Source organism: Streptosporangium sp. NPDC050148, assembly GCF_055586505.1.
Map to the genome: position 1 here is coordinate 14,389 of NZ_JBVJIA010000055.1, position 23,206 is coordinate 37,594.

Consider the following 23,206-nt stretch of genomic DNA (forward strand, 5'->3'; position numbering starts at 1 on the left):
GCACGCCACACCCCCTCGCGGCACTCTGCGGCGCGGGCAGCGGTACCCGGCGGCGTGAAGATGGCGGCCGCGTGCGCATCATCCGTCCTCGAAGACGGTGAGACCCTCATCCGAGGGCGCGTACCAGGAACTCGGCTCTGCGGTGGTCGTACGGTGCGGCCAGGCGCTCGGCGGTCGTCATCGCCCGCCGGGCCGTCCGCCGGGCCTGCCTCCGCCTGCCGAGGGCGGCCAGGACCAGTGCGAGGGCCCAGCCGATCCGGGCGGCGGCGCCGGGGTTGCGGGCGGCGTACCGGGACAGGTGCCCGAGCAGGAGGGGGGCCGCGGTCCGGTCCTGCCGCGCGTCCCCGAGCAGCTCGGCGAGGCCGGTCCAGCACTCCAGCATGCCGGGCTGCACCGTCGGCAGCCGCCGGGCCAACCTCAGCGCCTCGGCCGGCGCCGCGGGCGCCCGTGCCGGGTCCAGGCGGGCCGCGATGGTGAGCAGGCGCAGTTCCTGGATCGTGCGGCTCGCCGGGCTTTCGCGCAGGCCGATCTCCTCGGCGTGCGTACGCCGCCGCTCGTGCGAGGCGCGGGCGGCGGCCAGCAGTTCCCGGATCCGCTCCACCGGCGCCTCGTCCAGGCGCAGCAGCGCTTCCGCGCGACCGGTCAGGCACCAGTGGCGGCCGATGTCGTCCCCGCCCACCCGTGCGACCGCCAGCTCCTCCGTCTCCGCGTACCCGGTGGCCGCCGCGGCGAACTCGCCCTGCCACAGTGCGGTCTCGGCGAGCATGCCGGCGCAGCTCTCGGCCACCCGCGGGTCGATGGTCCGCGACCGTCCCTCCGTGAACGACCGCCTGGCGTCCTCGAAACGGCCCGCGTGGAGCAGGTCGATCCCGCGCGCCAGCCGGGTCCGGTGCACGGTCTCGTCCGGGTGGCCGACGCCGGAGAGCGCCCGGTCGGCGAGGTCGCCGTAGTGGGTGGCGAGGCGGTGGCGACCGGCGAGGCGGGCGATGGTGGCGGCGTTCGCGCAGGACTCGGCGCGCAGAGCCCGGTCGGTGCCGCGGTCGGCGGCGTTGAGCTGGCGTAGCGAGGTCACCAGCATCACGGGGAGATCCTGCCGGTGGTAGGCGAGCCGGGCGAGCAGGGTCAGCGCCTGCGCGGCCTCGGCCGCGGTTTCGGTTTCGGTCTCGGTCTCGGTCCCGGCCGTACGGGACGCGGGGAGGCGGCGGGCGGCCGTGGCCGGCAGGAGGCGGTGAGCGGCCTGGCGGATGGCGGCGGTCAGGAGGGCGGTCGCGAGGCCGGTGGGGGTGGTGGGGAGCGGCTCGCCGAGCGTGTCGAGGGCGGCGCGGGCCAGGCGGGTGGCGGCACGTTCCCTGGCGAGCTGGTGGGAGCTCACCGCGGCCATCCGGAGCAGGCGGGCCCGCAGGCGCGGGTCCTGCGGAGGGGGGTCGAGGTGCTCGTGGACGATCGCCACCGACTCCTCGTACAGGCGCAGTCGCAGGCACAACGTCCAGTAGTGGTCCAGGAAGCGCGGCTGCCCCGATGCCCGCCAGGCCTGGCGGATGTTGTCCATCTCGGCGCCGAGCACGCGGACGACCTCGGTGTCCGAGCCGTCCTGGAGCGCGGTGGCGTGCCGGTCGAGGAGACGGGCGTAATGGCGGGTGTGCCGCTCGCGTACCCCGGGGTCCTCCAGGCGGTCGGCGGCGAGGCGCCGGATGACGGGGTGGAGGGTGTACCGGCCGGACGGGGTGAGCTGCAGCATGCTGTGGTCGACCAGGTGGACCAGCACCTCGGGACCGGTTCCGGTGACCTCCAGGGCCGCGCGCGGGGTGCAGCCGCCGTCGAACACCGACAACGCCGCCAGCGCCGCCCGCCGCGCCGGGTCGAGCAGCCGCCAGGACGTCTCGAAGACCGTGCGCATGCTCGCGTGCCTGGAGCGTGCGGCGGGCCCGGCCACGCAGAGCAGTCCGGTGTCCACTCCGAGGTGTTCGGCCAGGTCCGCGCAGGGCACGGCGCGCAGCAGACCGGCCGCCAGCTCGATCGCCAGCGGCAGCCCGCCGGTCGCGGCGCAGATCGCGGCCACCAGCGGGGCCTCGCGCTCCGGGTCGAACCCCGGCCGGGCCTTGAGCGCCCGCGCGACGAACAACGCCTCGGCGGCCGGCTCGGCCAGCCCCTCCACCGGGACGATCACCTGCCCGGGCACGTCCAGCCGCCGCCGGCTGGTCGCCAGTACCCGCAGTCCCGGCGCCACCCGCAGGATCTCCGCGATCACCCCGTCGAAGGACGGCAGATGTTCGAGGTTGTCGAGCACCAGCAGCGTCGAGCGACCGGCGAGGGCGGCGAGCAGCAGCTCGGCGGCGGGCCGGGGCGGCGAGAGGTCCACGCCGAGCCGGCGCGCGAGCGTCGTCACGGCCGCCTCCGCCCGTACTCCGGCGAAGGACACGAACGCGACGTCCGCCGAGGGGGAGGACGCGGTGCCGTGCCTCCCGATCCCCGGGGCGGCGTCCCGGTCGTCGGCCTGCGCCGCGGCGATGGCCAGGCGGGTCTTGCCGATGCCGCCCGGGCCCGACAGGGTGATCAGGCGTTCCCTGGACAGCAGGGCGCGTATGCGGTGGACGTCGGACTCGCGGCCGACCAGTTCCGACCCGGGGACCGGCAGGGCGGCCCGGCGGGCGGTCGCGAGCCTGGGCGTGAGCTCCCGGTGGAGCGCGCGGGTCTCGGGTGCGGGATCGACGCCCAGCTCGCGCGCCAGCCGCAGGCGCAGCTCCTCGTAGCAGGCCAGGGCCGAGGCCCGCCTTCCGGTCCCGGCCAGGGAGGCGATCAGCACCCGGTGGGCCTCCTCGTCGTAGGGGTCCAGCTCCGTCACGATCCTGGCCAGCCGCACGACGTGTTCGGAGGCGGCGGGCCCGGCGCGTACGAGCAGCTCGCGCAGCAGCGACCGGGCCCGCCGCCGCTCGCACTCCAGCCACCCGGCGAACGCGGGCGCGTCCCCGAACGAGAGGCCGTCGAGGAACTCCCCGCGCCACAACCGCAGCGCCTCCGCCACCGTCGGGTCCCGGGTGAGCTGCCGGTAGTCCACGAAACAGCCGTCGCCGGCGCGGAGGCCGACGTGGTCGCGGGTGATGTCGAGCCAGCCGCCCACGTTCCCGCGCAGTTCCGACAGCGCCAGCCGCAGGCTGCCCCTGGCGTTGGCGTCGGGACGCTCGCCCCACAGCAGCCCCGCGAGCTCGGCCCGCGAGCGCGCCCCCGGCGTGGTGGCGAGGTAGCACAGCAGTGCCCGCGTCTTGGCGGAACGGATCCGCACCGGCCTTCCCCCGACGACCAGCTCGGGCGTGCCGAGCAGCAGCAGGCTGAAGGAGTCTCCCATGCGAGGACGGTAGGCGCGTCCCTGCCGCCCGGCTGTGCCGAAAGGCACGGAGATCGCGTGCTCTATGCCGTTGACCTGTGGTCTAACGATGTGCTCACGCCGCGTCCGCGACTCTGATGCCGCGTTTCGCGACCGTCGCGAGACGCAGCGTCTCCAGGAGGAGCAGCATGCATTCTCGTAAGGTGATCGCCGCACTCGCCCTGGCCGCAGGTCTGGTGGCGCCGATGGCGCTGGCCGCGACCCCGGCGGCCGCCATGGTCGGCTCGTGCCGCGTGGAGCTGTACGACATCGACGCCGGCAACGTGGCCGACCGGGACGGCCGGGACGAGCTCCGGTTCCTGGTCGGCGGGAACCTCTTCCCCCGGATCAACGCCGACTACTTCGGCATGAACACCGGCGACGACGGGGACCCCGGCCAGTTCGAGGACCCGACCTCGATCATCCAGAGCACCCAGAACGCGGTCTTCGACCTGCGCGAGACCGACGGCCCGGTCTGGGGCCAGGGTGACTCGCTCGGCACGGTGACCGCCTTCGGCAGCACGTGCGCCGGACTCACCACCGCGGGCGACAGCACGATCATCACCGACACCCTCACCGGGAGCGAGCAGACGGCGTACTCGTACCAGGTCCGCCTGAAGATGATCGCTCTGTAACACCCCTCGGAGCCGAGGACGCGCTGCCACCGCGGGGCAGCGCGGCAGGAGCGCCGGCGGTGCGGCCGTCACCGACGAGGCCGTGCCGCCGACGGCCCCGCACCTCTGCTCCCGGCACGCGACCGTGCCGCGGCCTGCTGGATCAGCAGCTGACCCTGATGGTGTTGGAGTTCTTGATTTTCGCCGTACCGCCGATGGTCGTGCCGTTGATCTGCGTCCGGTAGGACTGCGTGCCCGTGCCCGAGCAGTTGTAGCGGACGTAGACGTCGTAGCCCTGGCGGGCCGTCGCGATCGCGCTCACCCGGCTCCAGAAGCCCGGGGCCGTCTGCCGCTGGATGAAGAGCTGGGCGGTCGACGAGCTCGGGCAGCCGCTGAGGCTGCCGTAACCGACGATCTGACTGCCCGACTTGGAGGTCCTGCCTATCTGGACTTCGCACGCCGCCGCCTCGGCGGGGGTGACGGTGGCCAGGGACGTGGCGAGCACCGCCGCGATGCCGAGAGCCGCTCCGGCCGAACGGTTGATCTTCATATCGGTCTCCTGTCGAATTCGGTGATGGAGCGTGGTGAAACCACGGGGTGGCCCGCGAGAGACCTCCGCCGGACACGGAGGCGGACCGGCCGGATGGACGAGCCCGTTTCCCCCCGGTCACGGTCTCGCAGGACCGCCTCACCGAACATAGGGAGGAACGTGCGGCGAAAGTTGTCCGGGAGCGCCGACTGCTTGCTCGCGAGCGCCATACCGGAAAACGGAAGAGGCGGTCTCTCCCGCCGGCCTCCGACGGGTTCCCGGTCCTGGAGGGCGCCGCCGCATGCCGGGCCGCCCGACGCCCTCGTTCGCCGGCGGGTGTGAGCGATCGTCCCGGATCCCGGCGTTGATGAGACCCCGCGGCGGACGCGAGGATGTGTCGGCACACCGGCGATCACAGGGGGAGCGATGACGAACACGGACGCGGCGGACGGGCCGCCCGCCCGCGGACGGGCGGGTGACCGCACCGATCGGGCATCTCAGGAATCTCACCTCCGGGCGCCCCGGCCGGCGGGCCCGCGGCCGGTGGGCGACATGTGGGAGACGGTCCCCCGGCTGCTCGGCGACAGCCGCTACCTCGTGCTCGCGACCGCCGACCGCGAGGGACGGCCGTGGGCCACCCCCGTCTTCTTCGCCGCCCGCGACGAGGACCGGCTCTTCTGGGTGTCGGCACCGGACAGCAGGCACTCCCGCAACATCGCCGAACGCCCGGACGTGGCGATCACGGTCTTCGACTCCCACGCGCCCGTGGGCGGTGCCGAGGCGCTCTACCTGGAGGCGGTGGCCGGTCCCGCCGACGATCCCGTGGCGGCCCTGGCGGCGCTCAACGCCCGCCTCCCCGCGGGCAAGGAGCTCACCGGCGACGACCTCGCGCCGTCCGGCGTCCTGGTGGCCTACCGCGCCGACGTGCGAGGGCACTTCGTCCTGGTCCGGGGCGGGGACGCGCGCTTCGACAACGTCACCGACGCGCGGCTCCGCGTCACACGCCCCCGATGAGAGGGCCCGGCCGCCTCCTTCGCGACCCGCGAGGACCCGTGCGAAAGCCGGCGTGATCGGACCTCCCCAGCCCTTCCCGATCACGCCGGCTCGGTCCCCCCCACCCCGGGTGGGTCGCAGGTCACCCGGGCACAGCGGGCGTGTGCGCGCGTCCGGCATACGGCGGGCACACGCCGGCGCACGAACACCTCGCGTCCGGGTCCGAGGAGACGCGTCCGGTCGCGGGTGATGGCCGCTCGTGCGATGACACCAGTGAACAGCGTTCGGTCGCCGCGGTGGAAATGATTCGAGTGGATTCGAATCCAGCGGCAGGGGTGTTATCGTCTGGACCATGATCCGGCTGGGGTTCGGCGTGCGGACGCTGAGCAGGACCCGGCTGTCGATCTCTCCCGCCATGGAGGCCGCGCAGTGGCTGCAGCTGGCCGCGACCGGCCGGCGGCACCCGGTGTTCGGTGATCCAGGCCCCGCCGCCAGGGGCGTCCTGCGGCATCCGGACGTGGCGCTGGTCGCCGACCTGATACCCCCCACGTGGGGCGAGTACATGCCGGACCTGCTCACGCCGAAGCCCCGGGCCGGTTCGTGGCAGGAGATCCTCCACACCCAGATCGCCGAGATCGAGGCGATCGGCCAGGACGACGTCGACACCCAGGTGTTGTCCATCGCCGTGGCGCACTGGGGCCGTCCCCCCTCCCGGCGGGTCCGGCGGCTCGCCGAGTCCGGCCGCCTGCAGCGGCGTCTGGCCGCCGGCCTGGACCGGTTCTGGCGCGAGACGCTCCACGACGGCTGGCCGTCGTTGCAGTCCGTGCTCGACAACGACATCGCCGAACGCTCGAAGGTCGTCGCCGAGCACGGCATCGGTCGGATGCTGGACGAGATCCATCCCCGGGTCGGCTGGAACGGCGACACCCTGACCATCGACGGCCGGTACGACGCCGCGATCGACCTGTCCGACCATGACGTCGTGCTGGCGCCCAGCGTGCTGAACCGGACGGATCTCATGTTCCAGCTCGACGACGCCGCGCAGGTGACCGTGTACTACCCGGCCTGCCGGGTGGGCGCCACCGGCCACCGCGGCTCCGCGGAGCTCACCGAGGTCGTCGGCGCCGTACGCGCCGCCCTCCTGGGCGACCTGGGGGTCGCCCGCTCGACCGCGGAGCTGGCGGACAGGCACGCGGTGGCGGCCAGCACGATCTCCTACCACCTGGGCGCCCTGCACCGCGCCGGGCTCGTCACCAGGCGCCGGGACGGCCGGCACGTCCTGTACCGGCGCACCCGGCGCGCGGACGCCCTGACGGAACTCCCCTGACGGCCGGGCTCCGGACGGGTCCCGGTCAGGTCGCGGCGAAGCCGTGATGCAGGATGCGCAGCAGCCGCCGCGCGTCGGGGGCGTCGGCCGCCGCGACGGCGACCGCGCTCGCCAGGGCGAGCATGTCGGCCACCGCGAGGTCGGCGCGGACGGCACCGGCCCGTTGGGCCCGCAGGAGCAGCCCCCGCGCGGTCGACCGCATCGACTCGTGCCACCGGCCGAACAGCTCGGTGCGCCGCTCGTCGCCGCCCTCGGCGGCCGTGAGGGCCAGGGCCCGCTTGGTCGCGACGTGGACGACGAAGCCGTCCAGCCAGGTGAGGAGCGCCCCACCCGGTGAGGGATCGCCGAGCAGGGCGGTGCCCTGCTCGCACAGCGCGGTCACCTCCTCGGCGTACACGGCGACGAGCAGGTCACCGCGGGTGGGGAAGTGGCGGTAGAGGGTCGCGTTGCCCACCCCGGCCCGTCGCGCCACCTCGTCCAGCGCGACCTCGGGCCCGTAGTCGTCGAAGAGCTCCCTGGCCGCCGTGAGCAGCGCCCCCCGGTTCCGCGCGGCGTCGGCCCGCCGCGGCCGTCCCGGAACCGCCGTCCTGTCCGTACCCGTCATCCGCCGACTCCAAGTTTGCTAACCGGGGTGTTCCCCGCTTAGGGTAGCGGAACAGAAACGGGGAGATCCCCGTTTAGTCGCCCCGAGTACGGCCGCGCGATCCCCGCGTGACCGGCGGGCCGTCCGGGGCCTCGTTCCAGGAGAGGATCGTCATGGCACTCACGTGCGAGGACCGCGCCGCCGTCACCGAGCTGATCGCGATGCACGGCCACCTGTGCGACAGCGGGGAGCTGGACCGGCTGGACGAGGTGTTCACCAACGACGTGGTCTACGACCTCACCGACTTCGGCCGGGACCCGCTGGAGGGCGTGGCGGCCATCGCGGCGGCGGGGCGCGCGCTGGGCGCCCGGAACCCGGTCGGCCATCACGTCACGAACGTCGTCCTGACCGAGCTCGCCGACGGCCGGGTGCGCGCCCGCTCCAAGGGGATCGGGATCGACGCGGACGGCACCTGCGCGAGCGTCGTCTACGAGGACGGTGTCGTGCGCGTCGGCCGGGAGTGGCGGATCGACCACCGGAAGATCCTGCTGCGGCGGTTCCCCCTGGGAGAGGGGAAGACCGTGACCGGGGGGAGCGACCCGCGGCCACCGGCGTGAGCGGGCCCGGACCGGCGACGAGTCGTGCGGGCCGCCCTGCCCGGCACCTGCCCGGCCCGGCGGATCCTTCCGGCGGGTCGAAGCGGTCGCCGCCGAGGGTCTCGAAGAGCAGGACCCCGGGCCCGCGAGCTCCGCGAGCTCCGTGACGTCGCCCTCGTCCGCCCGGCGCACATCAGGATGGTGTCGCGCGACACAAGCCTGATGTAATGACCTCATGCACCTCAACCCTTACGGCGAGGACGCCGTGAACCTGGCCGCGGACCTGGCCAACCGTCGGCCGGCGAGCGCCGGGGAGCTCTCGGAGCGCTGCCGCGCCGCCGGGCTGCTGGTGGACCGCCCGGTCACACGAGGGGACCTGGAGAAGACCTGGGCCACGCTGGACGCGTGGGAGAAGGTCGTCGACGCCACCGACGAGCACGAGCGCGCCGAGCTGGTCAACCGGATGCTGGCGGCGGCCGCCGCCTACCCGCGCCTGACCGACCACGCCGGCGACGGCTGGCACCTGCACTACCGCGGCGAATGGCAGCCGTTCGGCTCGGTGCTGTTCTCGCTGATCTCCGTCGGCACCGCGCTGCACCTGGCGGGACGGGGCATGCACCGGCTCCGGCGGTGCGCCGTGACCGAGTGCGCCACGATCTTCGCCGACACCTCCCGGACCGGGCGGCAGCGCTACTGCTCCCAGCGGTGCGCCAACCGCGACGCGGTACGCCGCCATCGCGCGCGGACCGTGCCGTGAGCCTCGGGGGCGCGGACCGTGCCGTGAGCCTCAGGTGCGGGCGGACCGTGTCATGAGCCTCGGGTGTACGGACCGCGCCGTGAGTCTCGGGCGCGGGCGGGGCCGCCGCCTCTCGTCCCGGCGATCACCGGCCCCCGCGTTCCGCGGCGCCGGCGGCGTGGCCGGCCCATGCGACGTCGTCGACCGCCAGCCACGGTTCGCCGGCCAGGGCCGCCGGGGTCACCCCGGTGAACGCCACGGTGTCGCGGTGCAGGTGGGACTGGTCGGCGTAGCCGCTCTCCGCCGCGACCCGGGCGGCGTCCCCACCCGCGACCAGGCGGTGGGCGGCGTGGTCGAAGCGGACCAGCCTCGCGGCGCGCTTGGGCGGCAGGCCGATCTGCGAGCGGAACCGGGACCACAGCCGTTTTCGGCTCCATCCGACCTCGGCCGCCAGGGTGTCGACCCGGACCAGGCCACGTCCTGCGGCGATCCGCTCCCAGGCCCAGGCCACCTCCGGGTCCACCGCCACCCCCCGCTCGCACCGGCGGGCGAGCAGCGCGTCCGTCACCGCGAAGCGTTCCTCCCACGAGGAGGCCTCGCGGAGCCGCTCGCCGATCCGTGACGCCTCCCGGCCCCACACCTCGTCGAGGGGCACCACGGAGCCGTCCAGTTCCGCGGGGGAGACGCCCAGGATCGCGTGCGCGACCACCGGGGACAGGCGCACCTGTACGGCCTCGAAGTTCTCGCCCCGCACCCGGACCGCGCCGAACCCGAACCCGACCCCCGCGACGAGACTTCCCCGCCGCTGCCGCCCCGCGGCGTCGTCCACGATGAGCGGGCCGGCGCCGAACTCCAGGGCCAGCGACACGGCCGGATGGGGGACCGCCCGGTGACCGGCCACGGCCGTGCCACGGTCACGGAACCCGGCCATGCTGACACCGGGCACCCGGCTGGGCCGCTCCGGGCGCGCGACGTCCCACGCGACCGCATCGGCACGCCCGCGCGCGCTTGACCGCATCGCCACATGCTACGCCGGGCCCGCGGGAACATTCGTTCAAGCCTGCGGCGCGCGCGTACGGCGACAGTGAGCCCATGACCATCTCTTCCAGGAGTGATCTCCTCTTCGGCCGGACGGCGCCGATCCGTGTCCTCACGATCGGGGGCCCGGCATGAGACGCACGCGCGACCGCCGCGTCACCGCCGATTCCCGCTCTCCCGGCGAGAGCCCGGACGTCGGGCGCACGGGTGGCCGCCGCAGACGCCGCGTCATCGCCTCGGCCGTCGTCCTCGCCGTCGCCGCGTCGCTCCTGGCGAACACGGTGCTGGTGTCGCGCCAGGAGGCCGGGGCCACCGGTGACTCGGTCCTGCCCCTGGCCGGCGGTGGCGTCCACGTGCTCCAGGACGGTCCCCGCGACGGGCCGGTGCTGGTGCTGATCCACGGGCTGGCCGGGTCGGCCTCCTGGTGGGACCCGCTGGTCCCGCTGCTGACCGGGTCGCATCGCGTCATCCGGATCGACCTGCTCGGGCACGGCCGGTCGGCCAAACCGGCCGGCGAGGGCTACACGATCCCGGAGCAGGGACGCCGCGTCGGCGAGGTCCTGGACCGGCTCGGCGTCGAGCACGCCACGGTGGTCGGCCACTCCACCGGTGGCTCGGTCGCCACCGCCCTGGCCGAGCAACGGCGTGACCTGGTGACCGCGCTGGTGCTCGTCGACTCCGGGCCCCGCATGGACGCCTTCGTCTCGGACGGGTTCGTCGGCCGGCTCCTGTTCGTCCCGGCCGTCGGGCAGCTGCTGTGGCGGTTCCGGACCGACACGATCATCCGCCGGGGGCTGGACACCGCGTTCGCCCGCCCCGGCTACACGGCCCCGCAACGGCTCGTCGACGACGTGCGCGGCCTCACCTACCACGCGCTCACCTCGACGTCGCAGGCGACCGAGGACTACCTGGGGCGGCGCGCGCTCCCGGAGCGGCTGGCGGACCTCGGCACGCCGCTGCTGGTCGTCTTCGGCAGGGACGACCGCAGGTGGCGTTCCTCCTCCGCCGCCGAGTACCGCGTCGTCCCGGGCGCGAGGATCGAGGTGCTGCCCGGCGTCGGGCACTCGCCCATGCTGGAGGATCCGCCGCGCACCGCCGCGTCCCTGCTGGCCTTCACCGCGCTCCACACCGCGCGTCCGGCAGGCCCCGGCCGCGGGTCCGGACGCGGGGTCCGAATCCAGCCAGGGTTGCCCGTCTCAATCCCGCCAGCCCGAGCGGGTGTCCCGGCCATAGCTTTGCCCACGTGAAAGGCCCTCACCGGGCATGCTCGACGAACAGGACACTCATGGATCTGCAGCTTTCCGGTCGCGTCGCCGTCGTCACCGGCGCCTCCAAGGGCATCGGCCTGGCCGTGACCCGCACCCTCCTCGCCGAGGGGGCGCGCGTCGTGGCCGCCTCCCGCAAGAGCACCCCCGAGCTGGACGAGCTCGGCGGTGCCGGTCTCCTGCACGTACCGGCCGACCTGATGGACCCCGAGGCGCCCGGCCGGGTCGTGGCGCGGGCCGTGGAGGAGTTCGGCGGACTGGACATCCTGGTCAACAACGCCGGAGGCCCGCCTCCCGGCGTGTCCCTGCCGCGCTTCTCGTTCCTCACCCCCACCGACGACGACTGGCGGGAGATGTTCGAGTTCAACCTGTTCTCGGTCGTACGGGCCGTCCGCGCTGCCGTCCCGGTGATGCTCGGGCGGGGCGGTGGCTCGATCGTCAACATCTCCACCGGCAGCGCCCGGCTGCCGGCCGCGATGAACGTCGACTACAGCGCGGCCAAGGCCGGTCTGAACAACCTCACCAAGGCGCTGTCGGAGGAGTTCGCACCGCAGGGCATCCGGGTGAACACCGTCTCCCCGGGCCCGGTGCGGACGCCGTGGTGGACCGACGAGGGCGGCGCCGCCGACATCATCGCCGCCCAGGCGGGCACCGACCGTGACAGCGTGCTGGACCGGGTCGCGGTGGAGATGATGAAGCTCACCACCGGGCGTCTCGTCGAGCCGCAGGAGGTCGCCGACGTGGTCGCCCTGCTCGCGTCGCCGCGCTCGGCCAGCACGACCGGCGCGGACTTCGCCGTCGACGCGGGGTTCCTCAAGGAGATCTGAGTCCGCCCCGCCCGGCCAGGCGGGGCGCCGAAGCCGTTCCACCGGGCCTGGCGCCCCGGCTGATCCGGCGCCTCATCGGACCCCGTCCCTTTCGGACCCGTCGTCCCGCCCGGGTCCGGTCAGCGAGGACCGGGGGAGCCCGTCCCGGTCCCGGTGTCCCGCCCGTAGCGGTGCAGTGCCTCGACCTCCTCGTAGGAGGGGATGCCGGGGCGGACCGGTTCACCGGCGGCCAGCTCCCGCGCGGTGGTGACGGCGGCGTGCAGCGCCGCGCGGAACAGCAGCGAGCCGTAGCTGATCCTGGCCACGCCCAGCTCGACCAGCCTGCGTACCGGAAGCTCGGGCTGGACGAGCACGTTCACCGGCACCCCGGTCCCGGTCACCAGCGTCTCGATGTCCCGTTCGGTGTTCGCGCCCGGCACGAACACCCCGTCGGCCCCGGCGTCGGCGTAGGCGCGGGCCCTGATCGGCGCCAGGGCCGGGGCGTCGGGCACGCCCAGCCAGAACGCGTCGGTACGGGCGTTGAGGAACACCCCGGGGACCCGCCGCTTGACCACGCCGATCAGCCGCGTCTGGGCCTGGACGTCGGCCAGCGCGGTGCCGCGGCCGTCCTCGAGGTTGACCCCCGCGACCCCGAGGGCGGCCAGCTCGGCGACGAGGTCGGCCACCCGGCCGGGGTCGGGCCGGAACCCGTCCTCGATGTCCACGCTGACCGGCACGTCCAGGCTCGCGATGGACCGCGCCAGTGCCACGGTCTCCTCCAGGGTCGCCCGCCCGGCGTCCGGCTTGCCGGCCGCCGCGGCCACCCCCAGGCTCGTCGTCCCGACGGCGGCGAACCCGGCCCGCGCCAGCGCCGCCGCCGAGGCGTGATCCCACGCGCACGGCAGCAGCAACGGCTCGTCGCCGTGGTGCAGGGCCCTGAACCGGGCGAACGTCATCGCAGCACCCCCTCGACCGTCCCGGCCGCCAGGGCCAGGGCGACCCGCGGGGCGGGACAGGCCCGTGGTCCCGCCCCGAACGTCAGGTGCCCGTGCTCGCCCGGGGGCCCGAGGCCCGGATCGCCGGGCGCCTCCGGGTCCCGGTTGGCCGCCGCGATGTCGAGCACCACGCTCTGCCCGCCGGGCGCCCTGCGGCGCAGCGCCCGGACCGGGGGGTCGTCGCGCAGCGTCGCGGCCAGCAGCTCCTCCACGGTGCCCGCCGGGGAGCGTCCCGGTGCCGGGTGCGCCGCCCCTGCGGCGGCCAGCGCGCCGCGGACCAGTCCCGCGGTGGCGCCGCACGCCTGGGCCAGCAACCCGGCCAGCACGGCCAGCCGTTCCGGGGGCGGGTCGCCCAGCAGCCGGGAGAGCAGCGCCACCCCCGCGTCGGCCGCCTCTCGCGTCGCCGCGTCACCGGCCCCGTCACCGGCCCCGTCACCGGCCCCTCCGGATCCGGGTCCCGGAAGGTACGCCGGGGCGATCGCCGCGACGGCCTCCACGGCGCGCGGCCCGTCCCCGGCCGGTACTCCCAGGGCGACGGCCAGCACCAGCACCGGGATCAGCTCCACGGGGCAGGGGAGCGGGCCGGGCTCCCGCGAGGCCAGCCGGTACGCCTCGGCGCGCAGCTCGGCGGGGTCCAGCCCGGCCAGCACCGCCTCGCCCGTGGCCCGCCGCCCGGCGTGCGCGGGCCCCTCGGCGAAGCGGCCGACGGCACCGCGCAGCCACGCGACGGTCGGCGCGAACGGCGGGCGCGGTACGGGGTCGACGGTGAACCGGGGGTCGGCCAGCACGGCCCGTACCTCGGCGTGGCGGCTCACCACCGATGGATCCGATGTCATGGCCCCCAGGCTAGGGGCCGGACACTTCGGTGCCGGCCGAAACGTCCGGGTCCCGCTCAGCCGCGCCAGCCGCCCTCGTCCACCCCGCCGGGCACGTCCGCCCGCGGGTCGTAGGGGGTGCGGGTGAAGACGAAGGTGTTGAGGTCCAGGTGCACGGGCGAGCCGTCGTGCCCGCGCACCACGCGCAGCGTCTCGCCCGCGTAGTAGCCGTCCAGCCCCAGCCAGGTCCCGTCGGCCCGGGCGGTGAATCGCGAGGCCCGGCCCACGCCGGTCATCGGGGTGAGGGAGAGGCCGCCCTCGGGCAGGAGCCGCAGCACGTACGCGCTGGGACCCCAGTACCACGGGCCGGTCAGCTCCAGCAGGCCCGCGGTGTCGGCGACGGGGTGCCACTCCTCGGGCAGGCGCGGCTCGTGCTGGTCGAGGATCGCCAGCAGCTCGACCAGCAGACCGCGGGAGACGCCCGCCGTGGAGTTGGCGGTGAACAGCACCCCCACCCTGTCGGACGGGTCGGCCCACACCGTGGCGAGGAAGCCGGGCATGGAGCCGGTGTGGCCGGCCAGGCGGCGTCCTCCCGCGCGGGCCAGCTGCAGGCCCAGGCCGAAGCCGCCGGTCCAGGTGTCGCCGTCGTCCACGGTCGCGGGCTCGCGCATCTCCGCGACGGTGTCCGGGTCGAGCACGCCCGCGGTGTCACCGGCCAGGAACGCCGCCCACCGGGCCAGGTCGGCCGGGGTGGACCACAGCTGCCCGGCCGGGGCCATGGCGCCCGCGTCGTGCTCGGGCTCGGGCAGCAGCACGTCCGCCCAGGGGTGCACGGCGTAGCCGAGGGCGTGCGGGGCGCGCGGCCGGGGCGTGGTGTCCTTCATGCCCAGCGGCCGCAGGACCTCCTCCCGTACGGCGGCCTCCCAGCTCACGCCCCGGTGCCGGGCGACCAGCTCGCCCAGCAGCGCGAAGCCCACGTTGGAGTAGTGGAAGCGGCGTCCGGGCCGGTGCTTGACGGTGTCGGGGCCGAGGTCGGCGAAGAGCTCACCGGCGGGCACGCCCGGGGTCCGCTCCCACCACGCGCCCGGCGACTCCGCGCTCAGCCCGGAGGTGTGCGAGAGCAGCTGGGCGACGGTCACCCCGCCGACGTCCAGGCCGGGCACGTGCTCGCCGATCGGGTCGAGCAGGCCCACCCGTCCCTCGTCGCGCAGGCGCATCACCACGGTGGCGACCAGGCTCTTGGTGATCGAGCCGATGCGGTACTGGGTGTCGGGGGTGGGAGCGGCCCCGTCCACTTTGCCGCGCGCGCCGAACCAGGCGAGCTCCCCGTCGCGCACCACCGCGGCGGTCAGCGAGGGCAGGCGTCCCTGCGCCTGTTCCACCGCGATCCTGCGCAGCAGCAGGCGAGCCGTACTCTCCAGAACCGGCGACATCAGATGGCTCCTCCCCGAGGCGAAAAAGTGCCCCCAGGTTAGTGGCGCCCGAGCCGGGAGAGCATGGGCGGCAGCTCGTCCCGGTACGTCACCGTCAGCCTGCGGGTCGCCCGGGTGACCGCCACGTAGAGGTCGTTGCCGCCCATGGGGGCCTGGGTAAGGATCTCGGCGGGCTCGACGACCACCACGGCGTCGAACTCCAGCCCCTTGGAGGCGGTGACGGTCAGCACCGCGACGGGGGAGTCCAGCAGGTCGCCGTGCGCGGGGAACAGCGCGGCGAGCCGGGCGTGCCGGGCGTCGGGGACGATGACGCCCAGGCGGCCCTCGCCGATCTCCGCCAGTTCCTCCTCGACCAGCGCCACCAGCGCGCCGACGCCCGTCCCGGTACCGGTATCGGTGTCGTCACCGCCGCCGCCGCCGCCGCCGGTGCCGGTGTCGGTGTCGGTGTCGTCCGCGCCGTGCGGCCCGCCGGGGGGGACGGGGTCACCCAGGTCGAGCCGTACGGCGCGGGGCGGGCTCCCGCCCTCCCGTACCGACTCCGGGGGGCGCCGGTCCGGCGCCACGGCGGCCAGCACGTCCGCCGCGACCCGCATGATCTCCACCGGGGTCCGGTAGTTGACCATCAGGGTCTCCTGCCGCCAGCGGCCCTTGACGTAGGGGTCGAGCATCTCTCCCCACGAGCGGGCCCCGGCGGCCGATCCGGTCTGCGCGATGTCACCCACCACGGTCAGCGACCGGGCGGGGATCCGGCGCATCACGGTCCGCCAGGCCATCGCCGACAGCTCCTGCGCCTCGTCGACGATGACGTGCCCGTACGCCCAGCGCCGGTCGGCGCGGGCCCGGTCGGCGGTGGTACGGGCCGGGGCGGGCGCGCGGTGGCGGTCGGCCAGCGCACCGGCCACCATCATCTCGTCCTCCAGCAGGCCGGTGAACTCCAGCACGCCCAGCGCGTAGAGCTCCTCGTCGTCCTCGTACTCGTCGTCCCAGTGGCCGGCCGGGGCCGGTGCGGCCGCGTCGGCGGCGTCGGCGGCGTCGGCGGCGTCGGCGGCGTCACCGTCCTCGCCGAGAAGCTCGGCCGCCTCGTCCAGCAACGGCACGTCACCGACGCTCCAGGGCTCACCGTGCGGCCTGAGCAGGGCGGCGCGCTCGGCGCCGGACAGGCCGGGGGCGGCCGACAGCAGCGCCTCGGGGGAGGCGAGCAGGTCGGCGATCAGCCGCTGCGGGGTGAGCGGCGGCCACAGCGCGTCCAGCGCCTCGCGCACCGCGGGCTGCGACCAGAGCACCTTGCGGGCGTAGCGCAGGTCCTCGTCCTCCATCGGGCCGTCGAGCCGGACGGCCTCGTCCACGGCCAGCGCCCTGAGCATGTCGATCACGAACAGCCTGCGGGCCACATTGTGCGGGTGGCGCGCGTTCCTGGCCCGGTCACGGGCGCGCACGCAGGTGGCGTGGTCCACCGTCAGGGTCATCCGCTCGACCACCACCTCGACCCCGTCGCGTACGGAGGTCCGCACCGGGATGCTCACCTCCAGGTCCGCCTCGGGCACGCGCTGGCGGTCGGCGAGCGCCGCGGCCACCACGCCCGCCATGCGGAGGTCGCCCTTGACGACCGCGGTGGCCGGGGCGTCGGTGGCGACGGCGTGCACCCCGGGGTACAGCTCGCCCAGGCTGGAGAGCACCACGTCGGTCTCGCCCAGGGAGGGCAGGACCTGGCCGATGTAGCGGGAGAACAGCGAGGTGGGGCTCACCACCAGCACGCCCCGGCGTTCCAGGACGTCGCGGTGGGCGTACAGCAGGAAGGCGGCCCGGTGCAGGGCGGCGACGGTCTTGCCGGTACCGGGGCCACCCTGGACGACCAGCGCGCCGGGCAGGTCCGAGCGGATCACCCGGTCCTGCTCGGTCTGGATGGTGGCCACCACGTCGCCCATCCGCCCGGTGCGCCCCCGCCGCAGGGCCGCCATCAGCGCGGCCTCGCCGACCAGGGTGCGGCGGTCGCCGTCGCTCAGGCGATCCAGGTCGAACACCTCGTCGTCCAGTCCCACCACGGTGCGGCCGCGCAGGTGCAGGTGACGGCGCCGGACCAGGCCCTCGGGGGTGGCGGGGGTGGCGGTGTAGAAGGGGCGGGCCGCCGGGGCACGCCAGTCGGTGAGGATGATCTCACGGTCGGCGTCGCGCAGTCCGACCCTGCCGATGTAGAGGGTCTCGCCGCCGGTGTCGTCGATCCTGCCGAAGCACAGGTCGCGTTCGACCGCGGACAGCCGGGCCAGGCGGCGGGCGTGCTCGGCCGAGGCGACCTCCCGCTCGATCCTCGCCTGGCGCAGGCCGCCCGTCTCGCCGCGCGCGTACTCCGCGCGCAGCGCGGCCTCCGTCTCCCGTCGGACGACGTCGAGCCGTTCGTAGAGCCCGCCGACATAGGCCTGTTCGAGCCGCAACGCCTCGGCGAGAGCGGAGTCGTGTTGACGACGCTCCATATCTTTGGTAGACTCCTGTCTAATGGGCTATTTGTTTTGCTGAGTCATGCAAGCATAGCCCTCTTTCTCGTGTCGCGTCCGTGTCCGGCGTTCCCGGATCTCCTCGCAGGCCGTGTCCGCCCGGCCGCTCGACATCCCTCCGCCACGGCCACGCCACACCGGCGCACCGCGCCCGGGTCATCGCTGGGACGACCGCCGCATCCGCTTCCGGGAAAGACGCTCACCCCCGCGTCGAGAGCCGCCGAGGACGCGGAGCGCTCTCAGGCGGTGTGTCCCGCCTCGTACGCCCAGATCGCGATCTCCACCCGGTTGCGCACGCCGAGTTTGCGCTGGACGGCGGCGGCGTGCCCCTTGACCGTGCCGAGGGAGATGTGGAGTTCGGCGGCGATCTCCGCGTTGGACCGGCCCTGGCCGATGAGACGCGCCACGTCGATCTCCCGGGCGGTCAGCGTCACGGAACGGTCCGCGTGCGCGCCGGCGGCGGTGAGATGCCGCAGCAGGCGCACGGTCACCTGCGGGCTGATGAGGGTGTCACCGGCCATCGCGGCCCGGATGGCCTCGATCATCAGCGTGGGGCCGGAGCGTTTCAGGAGGAACCCGCACGCGCCGTTGCGCAGCGCGGAGTGGACGTAGTGGTCGAGGTCGAACGTCGTGACCACGATGACGCGGATCGGGTCGTCGACGTGCGGGCCCGCGAGTTCGCGGGTCAGCCGCAGTCCGTCGACACCGGGCATGCGGATGTCGGCGAGCACCACGTCCGGGCGCAGGTGGCGGGCCAGCTCGATCGCGGTGGTGCCGTCGGCGGCCTCGGCGACCACGGTCATGTCCGGCTGGGCGTCCAGGATGAGGCGGAACGCCACACGGATGACCTCCTGGTCGTCGGCGAGCAGAATCCGGGTGCGCATCTGCGTCATCCTGCCAGCCTCCGTTCACACCGCGCCGGGCAGTGGCACCGTGGCCGTCAGCCGCCACCCGCCGTCGTGGCGTCCCGCGGTCAGCCGTCCGCCGACGGCCTCGGTCTGCGCGCGCAGACCGGCCAGCCCGCGCCCGCCGAGGTGTCCGCGCGGGAACGCCGGGGCGCCCTCCGGGCGGGTGTTCACGACGGTCACCGTCAACGACGGCGTCTCGTCGCGCCGGACGGTCACCGTGACGCCCGTGGCCGTCGGCGCATGGCGGCGGACGTTGGTCAGCGCCTCGGCGACGATCCGGTACGCGACGTCGGCCCACGGACCCGTCACGCTCCCGGGAAGCGCGGGATCGAGGTCGAGACGGGCGGTCACCGGGCCGGTCGCGGTGAACCCGGCCAGGAGGTCGGGCAGGTCACCGAGCGTGTACCCCGTCCCGGAGGCGTCCACGTCGGACAGCATGTGCACGGTGCGGTCCATCGACGTCATCGCCCGCTGCCCGGCCCGTTCGATCAGATGGAACAGCTCGACGCTCCGGGGTTCCCCGGGTGAGGTGACGACCTGACCCGCCTGGGCGGCGGCGACCATCTCACTGAGGTCGTGGGCGACGAAGTCGTGCAGGTCCCGGGCGAGCCGCAGCCGCTGCGCGTGTTGCATCTCGGCCGCGAACCGCTCCCGGCTCCGGTCCTGCCGTCGCAGGTGGAGCCCGGCCCCCACGGGGATCATGGCGCCGAGCGCCCACAGGGCGCACGCGCCCACCGCCGCCAGGGGCGACGGCGGGCCGATCAGCCGCAGCACCATCGTCGCGATCACCGCCGTCGCCACGCCACCGGCCGTCACCGCGTGACGCACCGGCGCCCGGCGGACGATCCGGACGATCAGCACCGCGAAGGCGCCCAGCTCGACCAGCATCGGGACGTGGACCGGATCCCAGGCGGTGGCCCGGGACGACGGCGCGGCCGAGGAGGCGACGGTGACGGACAGCGACACCGCGGCCGCCGTCCACGTCGCGATCGACGCGACCACCGGGCGGGCGGCGCGCCCGCGAAGGACGACGACCACGGCCGAGACCGCCACCACGGCCGCCGTCATCGCCGACACGCCACTGTGAACTGACATGGAGGACACCGTAGGCGGCCGGGCCGGCCCGTGACACCCGCCGAACGGCCGGTTCCCCACGGCTTCCGCCCCGCCGGACAGGTCCATCGGCGGGTGCGCGGACAGGGGCCGTGTCGTGATGCTCGATCCATGAATCCGACGACGACAGGCACGGTGTCATGACCCCCGGGATCCGCGGCGCCGTCGCATCCCCGGCCCATCGGCGCGGACGTGCCCGGTGGGCCGCCCTCGCCGCCGGCGCCTGGTCACTGGGGTACGCCGCGGCAGGGCTGTACTGGGCCTGGGGAGGTGCGGGATTTCCGTACGGCGAGTCGGCGCGGGCACGCCGGATGGGGGCGGTGCTCGTCGGCCTGGACCCCCGGTCCGCCGGGACGGCCGTCGCCGTGGCGGGCCTGGCCGGTGCGGTGGCCGCGGCGGTGGCGTACCGGACGCCGCCGTCCGAGGGGCGTCGAGGACTGCGCGGTCTCGCCTGGTCCATCGGACTGGTCCTGCTCCTGCTGGTACCGGACGGCAGGATCCTGCTGGGGGTCGGCGAGCTGATGCTGCTCAACGGCCGCCTCGAGGCGGGCGTGGTCAACCAGCTCTGGTGCGCGCTCGGCGGCGTGCTGTGGGTCTGCGTGGCGGTGCTCCCGCGCCGCAGGTCCTCCGCGATCACCACGGAGGACCTGCGGCGGGGCCGCCGGATCACCTACGTCGCCGCGGCCCTGCCGCTGCTGTACGCCGTTCCCCGGCTGCTCTGGGCGCTGGGGGTGACGTTCGGCCTGGACGAGGAGACCATGGCGATGGCCGCCGACCCCGCGGGCCGGACCCGCGAGCTGGTGTTCGGCGCGGCGGCCGCCGGCGGGGGACTGCTCACCCTCGGCCTCACCCACCGCTGGGGGGTGAGGTTCCCGCGGATGGTCCCGTTGCTCGGTGGCCGTCGCGTGCCCGTCACGCTGGCGGCCTTCCCCGCCGGCCTGGTCTCCGTCGTGCTGGTGGGCGCGGGCTTCACCATGTGGCGCGTGCCGGTGGCCGCGCTGCTCGGGACACGGCTCGCCGGCGAGGCCGCCTTCGGCATCGGCAACTGGGCCGCCTGGCTGGGCAATCTGGTCTGGCTGCCCTGGGGCGTCATGCTCGGGCTGGCCGTCCTCGCCTACACCCGTCGCCGTAAAGGCACCACAGGGTGACGGGCCGTCTCCGGTGACACGGATCCCTCCCGGGTACGGGCGGGTTCCCCGGCACCGGACGGAAGGGCGCGCCGGCGCCGGGGGAGGGGTGGCATGATCTGTCGGTGCCCGAGAACAGCGCTTCGATCGCGTCCTTCTGGGACGCTCACGCCGCCTCCTTCGACGAGGAGGCCGACCACGGCCTTCGCGACCCCGGCGTCCGGGCCGCCTGGGCGGAACGCCTGCGCTCCTGGATGCCCGCCACGTCCTCCGACGTGCTGGACCTGGGGTGCGGCACCGGCTCGCTGTCCCTGCTGCTCGCCGAGCAGGGCCACCGTCCGGTCGGGGTGGACCTGGCCCCGCTGATGGTCGAGCAGGCCCGGCGCAAGCTCACGGAGGCCGGTTTCGACGTCCCGACGATGGTGGGTGACGCGAGCGACCCGCCCGCGCGGGCGGGGACGTCCTTCGACGTGGTCCTCTCCCGTCACCTGCTGTGGACCCTGCCCGATCCGCAGGAGGCGTTGCGCCGGTGGATCGGCCTGCTGCGTCCCGGCGGGCGCCTGGTCCTCGTCGAGGGACGCTGGACGTCGGCCGGGTCCGGCCAGGAGCGGTCCTGCGAGGGGGAGCCGCCGATGCCGTGGACGGGCGGTGTCGAGGCGGAGCGCCTCCTGGCGGCGCTGCGGCCGCTGGTCGTCACCGCCCGCGTCGAGCCGCTGCCTGATCCCGCCCTGTGGGGACGGGCCGTCCAGGACGAGAGGTACGCCGTGGTCGCGTTCGCGTAGGCCGTGCGCCCTCCGGGCCGGACGACGGGAAGGGGAAAGGCACGGCCGGGATCCGGGAGACGGGGCGTGGGTACAGCCAGGCGTGGAAGTGCCGGACGCGGTCGCGGGTGGAGACCGGATGGACGCGTTCGGCGTCGGTGGTCGCGCGCCTGGCGGTGTCGAGCCGGGTGAGCAGGGGACCGAAAGAGGACGGTTTCCGGGGCGGCTCAGCGTGGAGCGGGCTCGAACAGCTCGACGAGGTTGCCGGCCGGGTCGGTGAGCAGGATCTGGCGTCCGCCGGGACCTGCGACGACGTCGCCGAGGAAGGACAGCCCGGCGGCGCGCAGCCGGTCGATCTCGGCGTCGAGGTCGCCGACGACGAGATGGACGCGGTTGCGGCCCGGCGCGCCGGAGCCCTCGGGCGTGGCCCGGGCCCCGGAACTCGCCGGCCCGGACAGCAGCAGCCGCAGCGGCCCGCGGACCACGTCGGCGAAGGCGGGCGCGGGGTCGGTACGCAGGCTGAAGCCCAGGTGGGTGGTGTAGAAGCGGACGGCGGCGGCCACGTCGTCGACGATGTAGCGGACGCCGGCGAGCTCGTGGGACGGGGTCGTCACTGCTGGACCTCCGGGTTCGTGGCACGGGCAAGGACGGGCAGCAGGTAGCGGATCCGGGTGTCGATCTCGGTCGCCATGCGGGTGAATGCGGGGTAGCTCTCCCGGTCGTCGTCACCGGCCGCGGCCGGGTCGGGGATGCTCCAGTGGATCGGCCGCGGCAGCTCGGCGAAGCCGGGACAGACCTCGCGGACCTTGTCGCACAGGCTGATCAGGTGATCGAAGCGGTGGTGGGCCACCGTGTCGAGATGGCGCGGCCGGCGGGCGTCGGCGTCGATGCCGTACTGCTCGCGCAGGACCCGCAGGGCGTTGGGATGCATGCGCGGCCTGGGACGGCTCCCGGCGCTGGTCACCTCCACGCGTCCGCCGGCGCGGTGGCGCAGCAGGGCCTCGGCGACCGGTGAGCGGGCGCTGTTGCCGGTGCACGCGAACAGCACGCGCGACCGCGCCGGTCGTCCGGTGGCCGTGGCGGGCGCAGTGGGCGTGGAGGGCAGGCCGGGCGGGGCGGGGTCGAGGCGCAGCGCCGGGTGCAGGGCGGCGCCGGTGCCGGCCAGCGCGTGCGCGCAGCGCTCCAGGTCGAGACGGTAGTAGCTGTCGCGGGCGTCGAAGGCGCTGCGGCGGGAGGTGACCAGCCCGCCTTCACGCAGCAGCCGCAGATGGTACGAGACGAGGTTCTGCGGCTGGCCGAGCAACTCGACGAGCTCGCGGACCCGGCGGTCGCTCACGGACAGCTCGGTCAGCAGCCCCCACCGCAGCGGGTGGGCGGCCATGCGCACGAACGTCGGGACCGGCCGGTCCACGGGCACCATGCTCGCCAGAATACATCAAACTCATTTGATGGACCTTCCGGCGAGGTGAGTCCCGCGTGACCGCGTGACAGGCCGCGCCGTGCCGCCGCACGAGCGCGTGGACCGGCCACGGGGCACCCGGCCGAGGCTCACGCCTCCGACCGGCCGGGTGCCCCGGGCGCGGGCCGGCCCGCGGGTCGCGTACCGGGAGCGTCAGATCTCCTCGACGCTGCTCGGCTCGCGCCGGGACAGGTCGATGCCGAGCTCCTCCGCGGCGCGGAAGACGTCCTCGTCGGTGTCGCGCATCTCGATGGACAT

General features: G+C 74.8%; 21 protein-coding genes. 9 read left to right on the forward strand and 12 right to left on the reverse strand.

All coding sequences use genetic code 11. The features are described from left to right. Nucleotides 1–106: 106 nt before the first annotated feature. On the reverse strand, nt 107–3,343 hold the full coding sequence (locus tag ACZ6RT_RS35995; RefSeq protein ID WP_470158476.1) for an ATP-binding protein: 3,237 nt from the start codon (nt 3,341–3,343) through the stop codon (nt 107–109). Between the two features lie 167 nt (nt 3,344–3,510). Here ACZ6RT_RS35995 and ACZ6RT_RS36000 point away from each other — a divergent pair, with 167 nt between their 5' ends. Continuing rightward, nucleotides 3,511–3,996, forward strand: coding sequence for a hypothetical protein (locus ACZ6RT_RS36000; protein ID WP_470158478.1), 486 nt, complete (start codon nt 3,511–3,513; stop codon nt 3,994–3,996). 142 nt (nt 3,997–4,138) lie between these two features. On the opposite strand, the gene ACZ6RT_RS36005 is transcribed toward ACZ6RT_RS36000, so the two are convergent. Next, nucleotides 4,139–4,525 (reverse strand): hypothetical protein, encoded by a 387-nt coding sequence (locus tag ACZ6RT_RS36005; RefSeq protein ID WP_399192587.1) that lies wholly within the window; start codon nt 4,523–4,525, stop codon nt 4,139–4,141. Between the two features lie 531 nt (nt 4,526–5,056). Between ACZ6RT_RS36005 and ACZ6RT_RS36010 the strand changes: the two genes are divergently transcribed. Further along, nucleotides 5,057–5,518, forward strand: a complete 462-nt coding sequence (locus ACZ6RT_RS36010) for a pyridoxamine 5'-phosphate oxidase family protein (protein WP_399192589.1) — start codon at nt 5,057–5,059, stop codon at nt 5,516–5,518. Between the two features lie 331 nt (nt 5,519–5,849). Continuing rightward, entirely contained in the window at nt 5,850–6,824 is a 975-nt protein-coding gene (locus ACZ6RT_RS36015) for an ArsR/SmtB family transcription factor (protein ID WP_399192591.1), read from the forward strand. A 25-nt stretch (nt 6,825–6,849) separates the two neighbouring features. On the opposite strand, the gene ACZ6RT_RS36020 is transcribed toward ACZ6RT_RS36015, so the two are convergent. Beyond that, nucleotides 6,850–7,428 carry a TetR/AcrR family transcriptional regulator gene (locus ACZ6RT_RS36020; RefSeq protein WP_399192593.1) on the reverse strand — a complete coding sequence of 193 codons (579 nt, stop codon included), beginning with the start codon at nt 7,426–7,428 and terminating at the stop codon, nt 6,850–6,852. 152 nt (nt 7,429–7,580) lie between these two features. Between ACZ6RT_RS36020 and ACZ6RT_RS36025 the strand changes: the two genes are divergently transcribed. Together ACZ6RT_RS36025 and ACZ6RT_RS36030 are read left to right on the forward strand one after the other, a co-directional pair. Beyond that, a complete protein-coding gene (locus tag ACZ6RT_RS36025; protein WP_470158480.1) occupies nt 7,581–8,024 on the forward strand; it encodes a nuclear transport factor 2 family protein in 444 nt (147 codons plus the stop codon). Nucleotides 8,025–8,238: 214 nt separating this feature from the next. After that, nucleotides 8,239–8,760 carry a CGNR zinc finger domain-containing protein gene (locus tag ACZ6RT_RS36030; protein WP_470158481.1) on the forward strand — a complete coding sequence of 174 codons (522 nt, stop codon included), beginning with the start codon at nt 8,239–8,241 and terminating at the stop codon, nt 8,758–8,760. Between the two features lie 124 nt (nt 8,761–8,884). Here ACZ6RT_RS36030 and ACZ6RT_RS36035 read toward each other — a convergent pair whose 3' ends face one another. After that, nucleotides 8,885–9,757 carry an AraC family transcriptional regulator gene (locus tag ACZ6RT_RS36035; protein WP_470158483.1) on the reverse strand — a complete coding sequence of 291 codons (873 nt, stop codon included), beginning with the start codon at nt 9,755–9,757 and terminating at the stop codon, nt 8,885–8,887. A gap of 151 nt (nt 9,758–9,908) precedes the next feature. Here ACZ6RT_RS36035 and ACZ6RT_RS36040 point away from each other — a divergent pair, with 151 nt between their 5' ends. Together ACZ6RT_RS36040 and ACZ6RT_RS36045 are read left to right on the forward strand one after the other, a co-directional pair. Beyond that, nucleotides 9,909–11,024: an alpha/beta fold hydrolase gene (locus tag ACZ6RT_RS36040; protein ID WP_399192601.1), complete on the forward strand. Its 1,116-nt coding sequence runs from the start codon at nt 9,909–9,911 to the stop codon at nt 11,022–11,024. A 38-nt stretch (nt 11,025–11,062) separates the two neighbouring features. Beyond that, nucleotides 11,063–11,869, forward strand: a complete 807-nt coding sequence (locus tag ACZ6RT_RS36045; protein ID WP_399192603.1) for an SDR family NAD(P)-dependent oxidoreductase — start codon at nt 11,063–11,065, stop codon at nt 11,867–11,869. 119 nt (nt 11,870–11,988) lie between these two features. Here the strand turns inward: ACZ6RT_RS36045 and ACZ6RT_RS36050 are convergent, their stop codons facing one another. The 6 genes from ACZ6RT_RS36050 to ACZ6RT_RS36075 all read right to left on the reverse strand — a co-directional run bounded on the left by ACZ6RT_RS36050 (nt 11,989) and on the right by ACZ6RT_RS36075 (nt 19,583). Further along, a complete protein-coding gene (locus tag ACZ6RT_RS36050; RefSeq protein WP_470158485.1) occupies nt 11,989–12,804 on the reverse strand; it encodes an isocitrate lyase/PEP mutase family protein in 816 nt (271 codons plus the stop codon). Next, the gene (locus tag ACZ6RT_RS36055) at nt 12,801–13,679 is read right to left on the reverse strand and encodes a cytochrome P450 family protein (protein WP_470158486.1); all 879 of its coding nucleotides are present in this window, start codon (nt 13,677–13,679) and stop codon (nt 12,801–12,803) included. Before ACZ6RT_RS36055 ends, ACZ6RT_RS36050 begins: the two co-directional genes overlap by 4 nt. 56 nt (nt 13,680–13,735) lie before the next feature. Beyond that, nucleotides 13,736–15,091: a serine hydrolase domain-containing protein gene (locus ACZ6RT_RS36060; RefSeq protein ID WP_470158488.1), complete on the reverse strand. Its 1,356-nt coding sequence runs from the start codon at nt 15,089–15,091 to the stop codon at nt 13,736–13,738. Between the two features lie 38 nt (nt 15,092–15,129). Then, nucleotides 15,130–17,559, reverse strand: a complete 2,430-nt coding sequence (locus ACZ6RT_RS36065) for a HelD family protein (protein ID WP_470158490.1) — start codon at nt 17,557–17,559, stop codon at nt 15,130–15,132. Between the two features lie 260 nt (nt 17,560–17,819). Then, a complete protein-coding gene (locus tag ACZ6RT_RS36070) occupies nt 17,820–18,464 on the reverse strand; it encodes a response regulator (RefSeq protein ID WP_470158491.1) in 645 nt (214 codons plus the stop codon). A gap of 24 nt (nt 18,465–18,488) precedes the next feature. After that, entirely contained in the window at nt 18,489–19,583 is a 1,095-nt protein-coding gene (locus ACZ6RT_RS36075; protein WP_470158492.1) for a sensor histidine kinase, read from the reverse strand. Nucleotides 19,584–19,741: 158 nt separating this feature from the next. Here ACZ6RT_RS36075 and ACZ6RT_RS36080 point away from each other — a divergent pair, with 158 nt between their 5' ends. Both ACZ6RT_RS36080 and ACZ6RT_RS36085 read left to right on the forward strand, forming a co-directional pair. After that, a complete protein-coding gene (locus tag ACZ6RT_RS36080) occupies nt 19,742–20,749 on the forward strand; it encodes a hypothetical protein (RefSeq protein ID WP_470158494.1) in 1,008 nt (335 codons plus the stop codon). A gap of 104 nt (nt 20,750–20,853) precedes the next feature. Then, nucleotides 20,854–21,510, forward strand: a complete 657-nt coding sequence (locus ACZ6RT_RS36085) for a class I SAM-dependent methyltransferase (protein WP_470158496.1) — start codon at nt 20,854–20,856, stop codon at nt 21,508–21,510. 206 nt (nt 21,511–21,716) lie between these two features. On the opposite strand, the gene ACZ6RT_RS36090 is transcribed toward ACZ6RT_RS36085, so the two are convergent. Together ACZ6RT_RS36090 and ACZ6RT_RS36095 are read right to left on the reverse strand one after the other, a co-directional pair. Continuing rightward, nucleotides 21,717–22,103 carry a VOC family protein gene (locus ACZ6RT_RS36090; RefSeq protein WP_470158498.1) on the reverse strand — a complete coding sequence of 129 codons (387 nt, stop codon included), beginning with the start codon at nt 22,101–22,103 and terminating at the stop codon, nt 21,717–21,719. Further along, nucleotides 22,100–22,909, reverse strand: a complete 810-nt coding sequence (locus ACZ6RT_RS36095; protein WP_470158499.1) for an arsenate reductase/protein-tyrosine-phosphatase family protein — start codon at nt 22,907–22,909, stop codon at nt 22,100–22,102. Before ACZ6RT_RS36095 ends, ACZ6RT_RS36090 begins: the two co-directional genes overlap by 4 nt. Nucleotides 22,910–23,206: the final 297 nt, after the last annotated feature.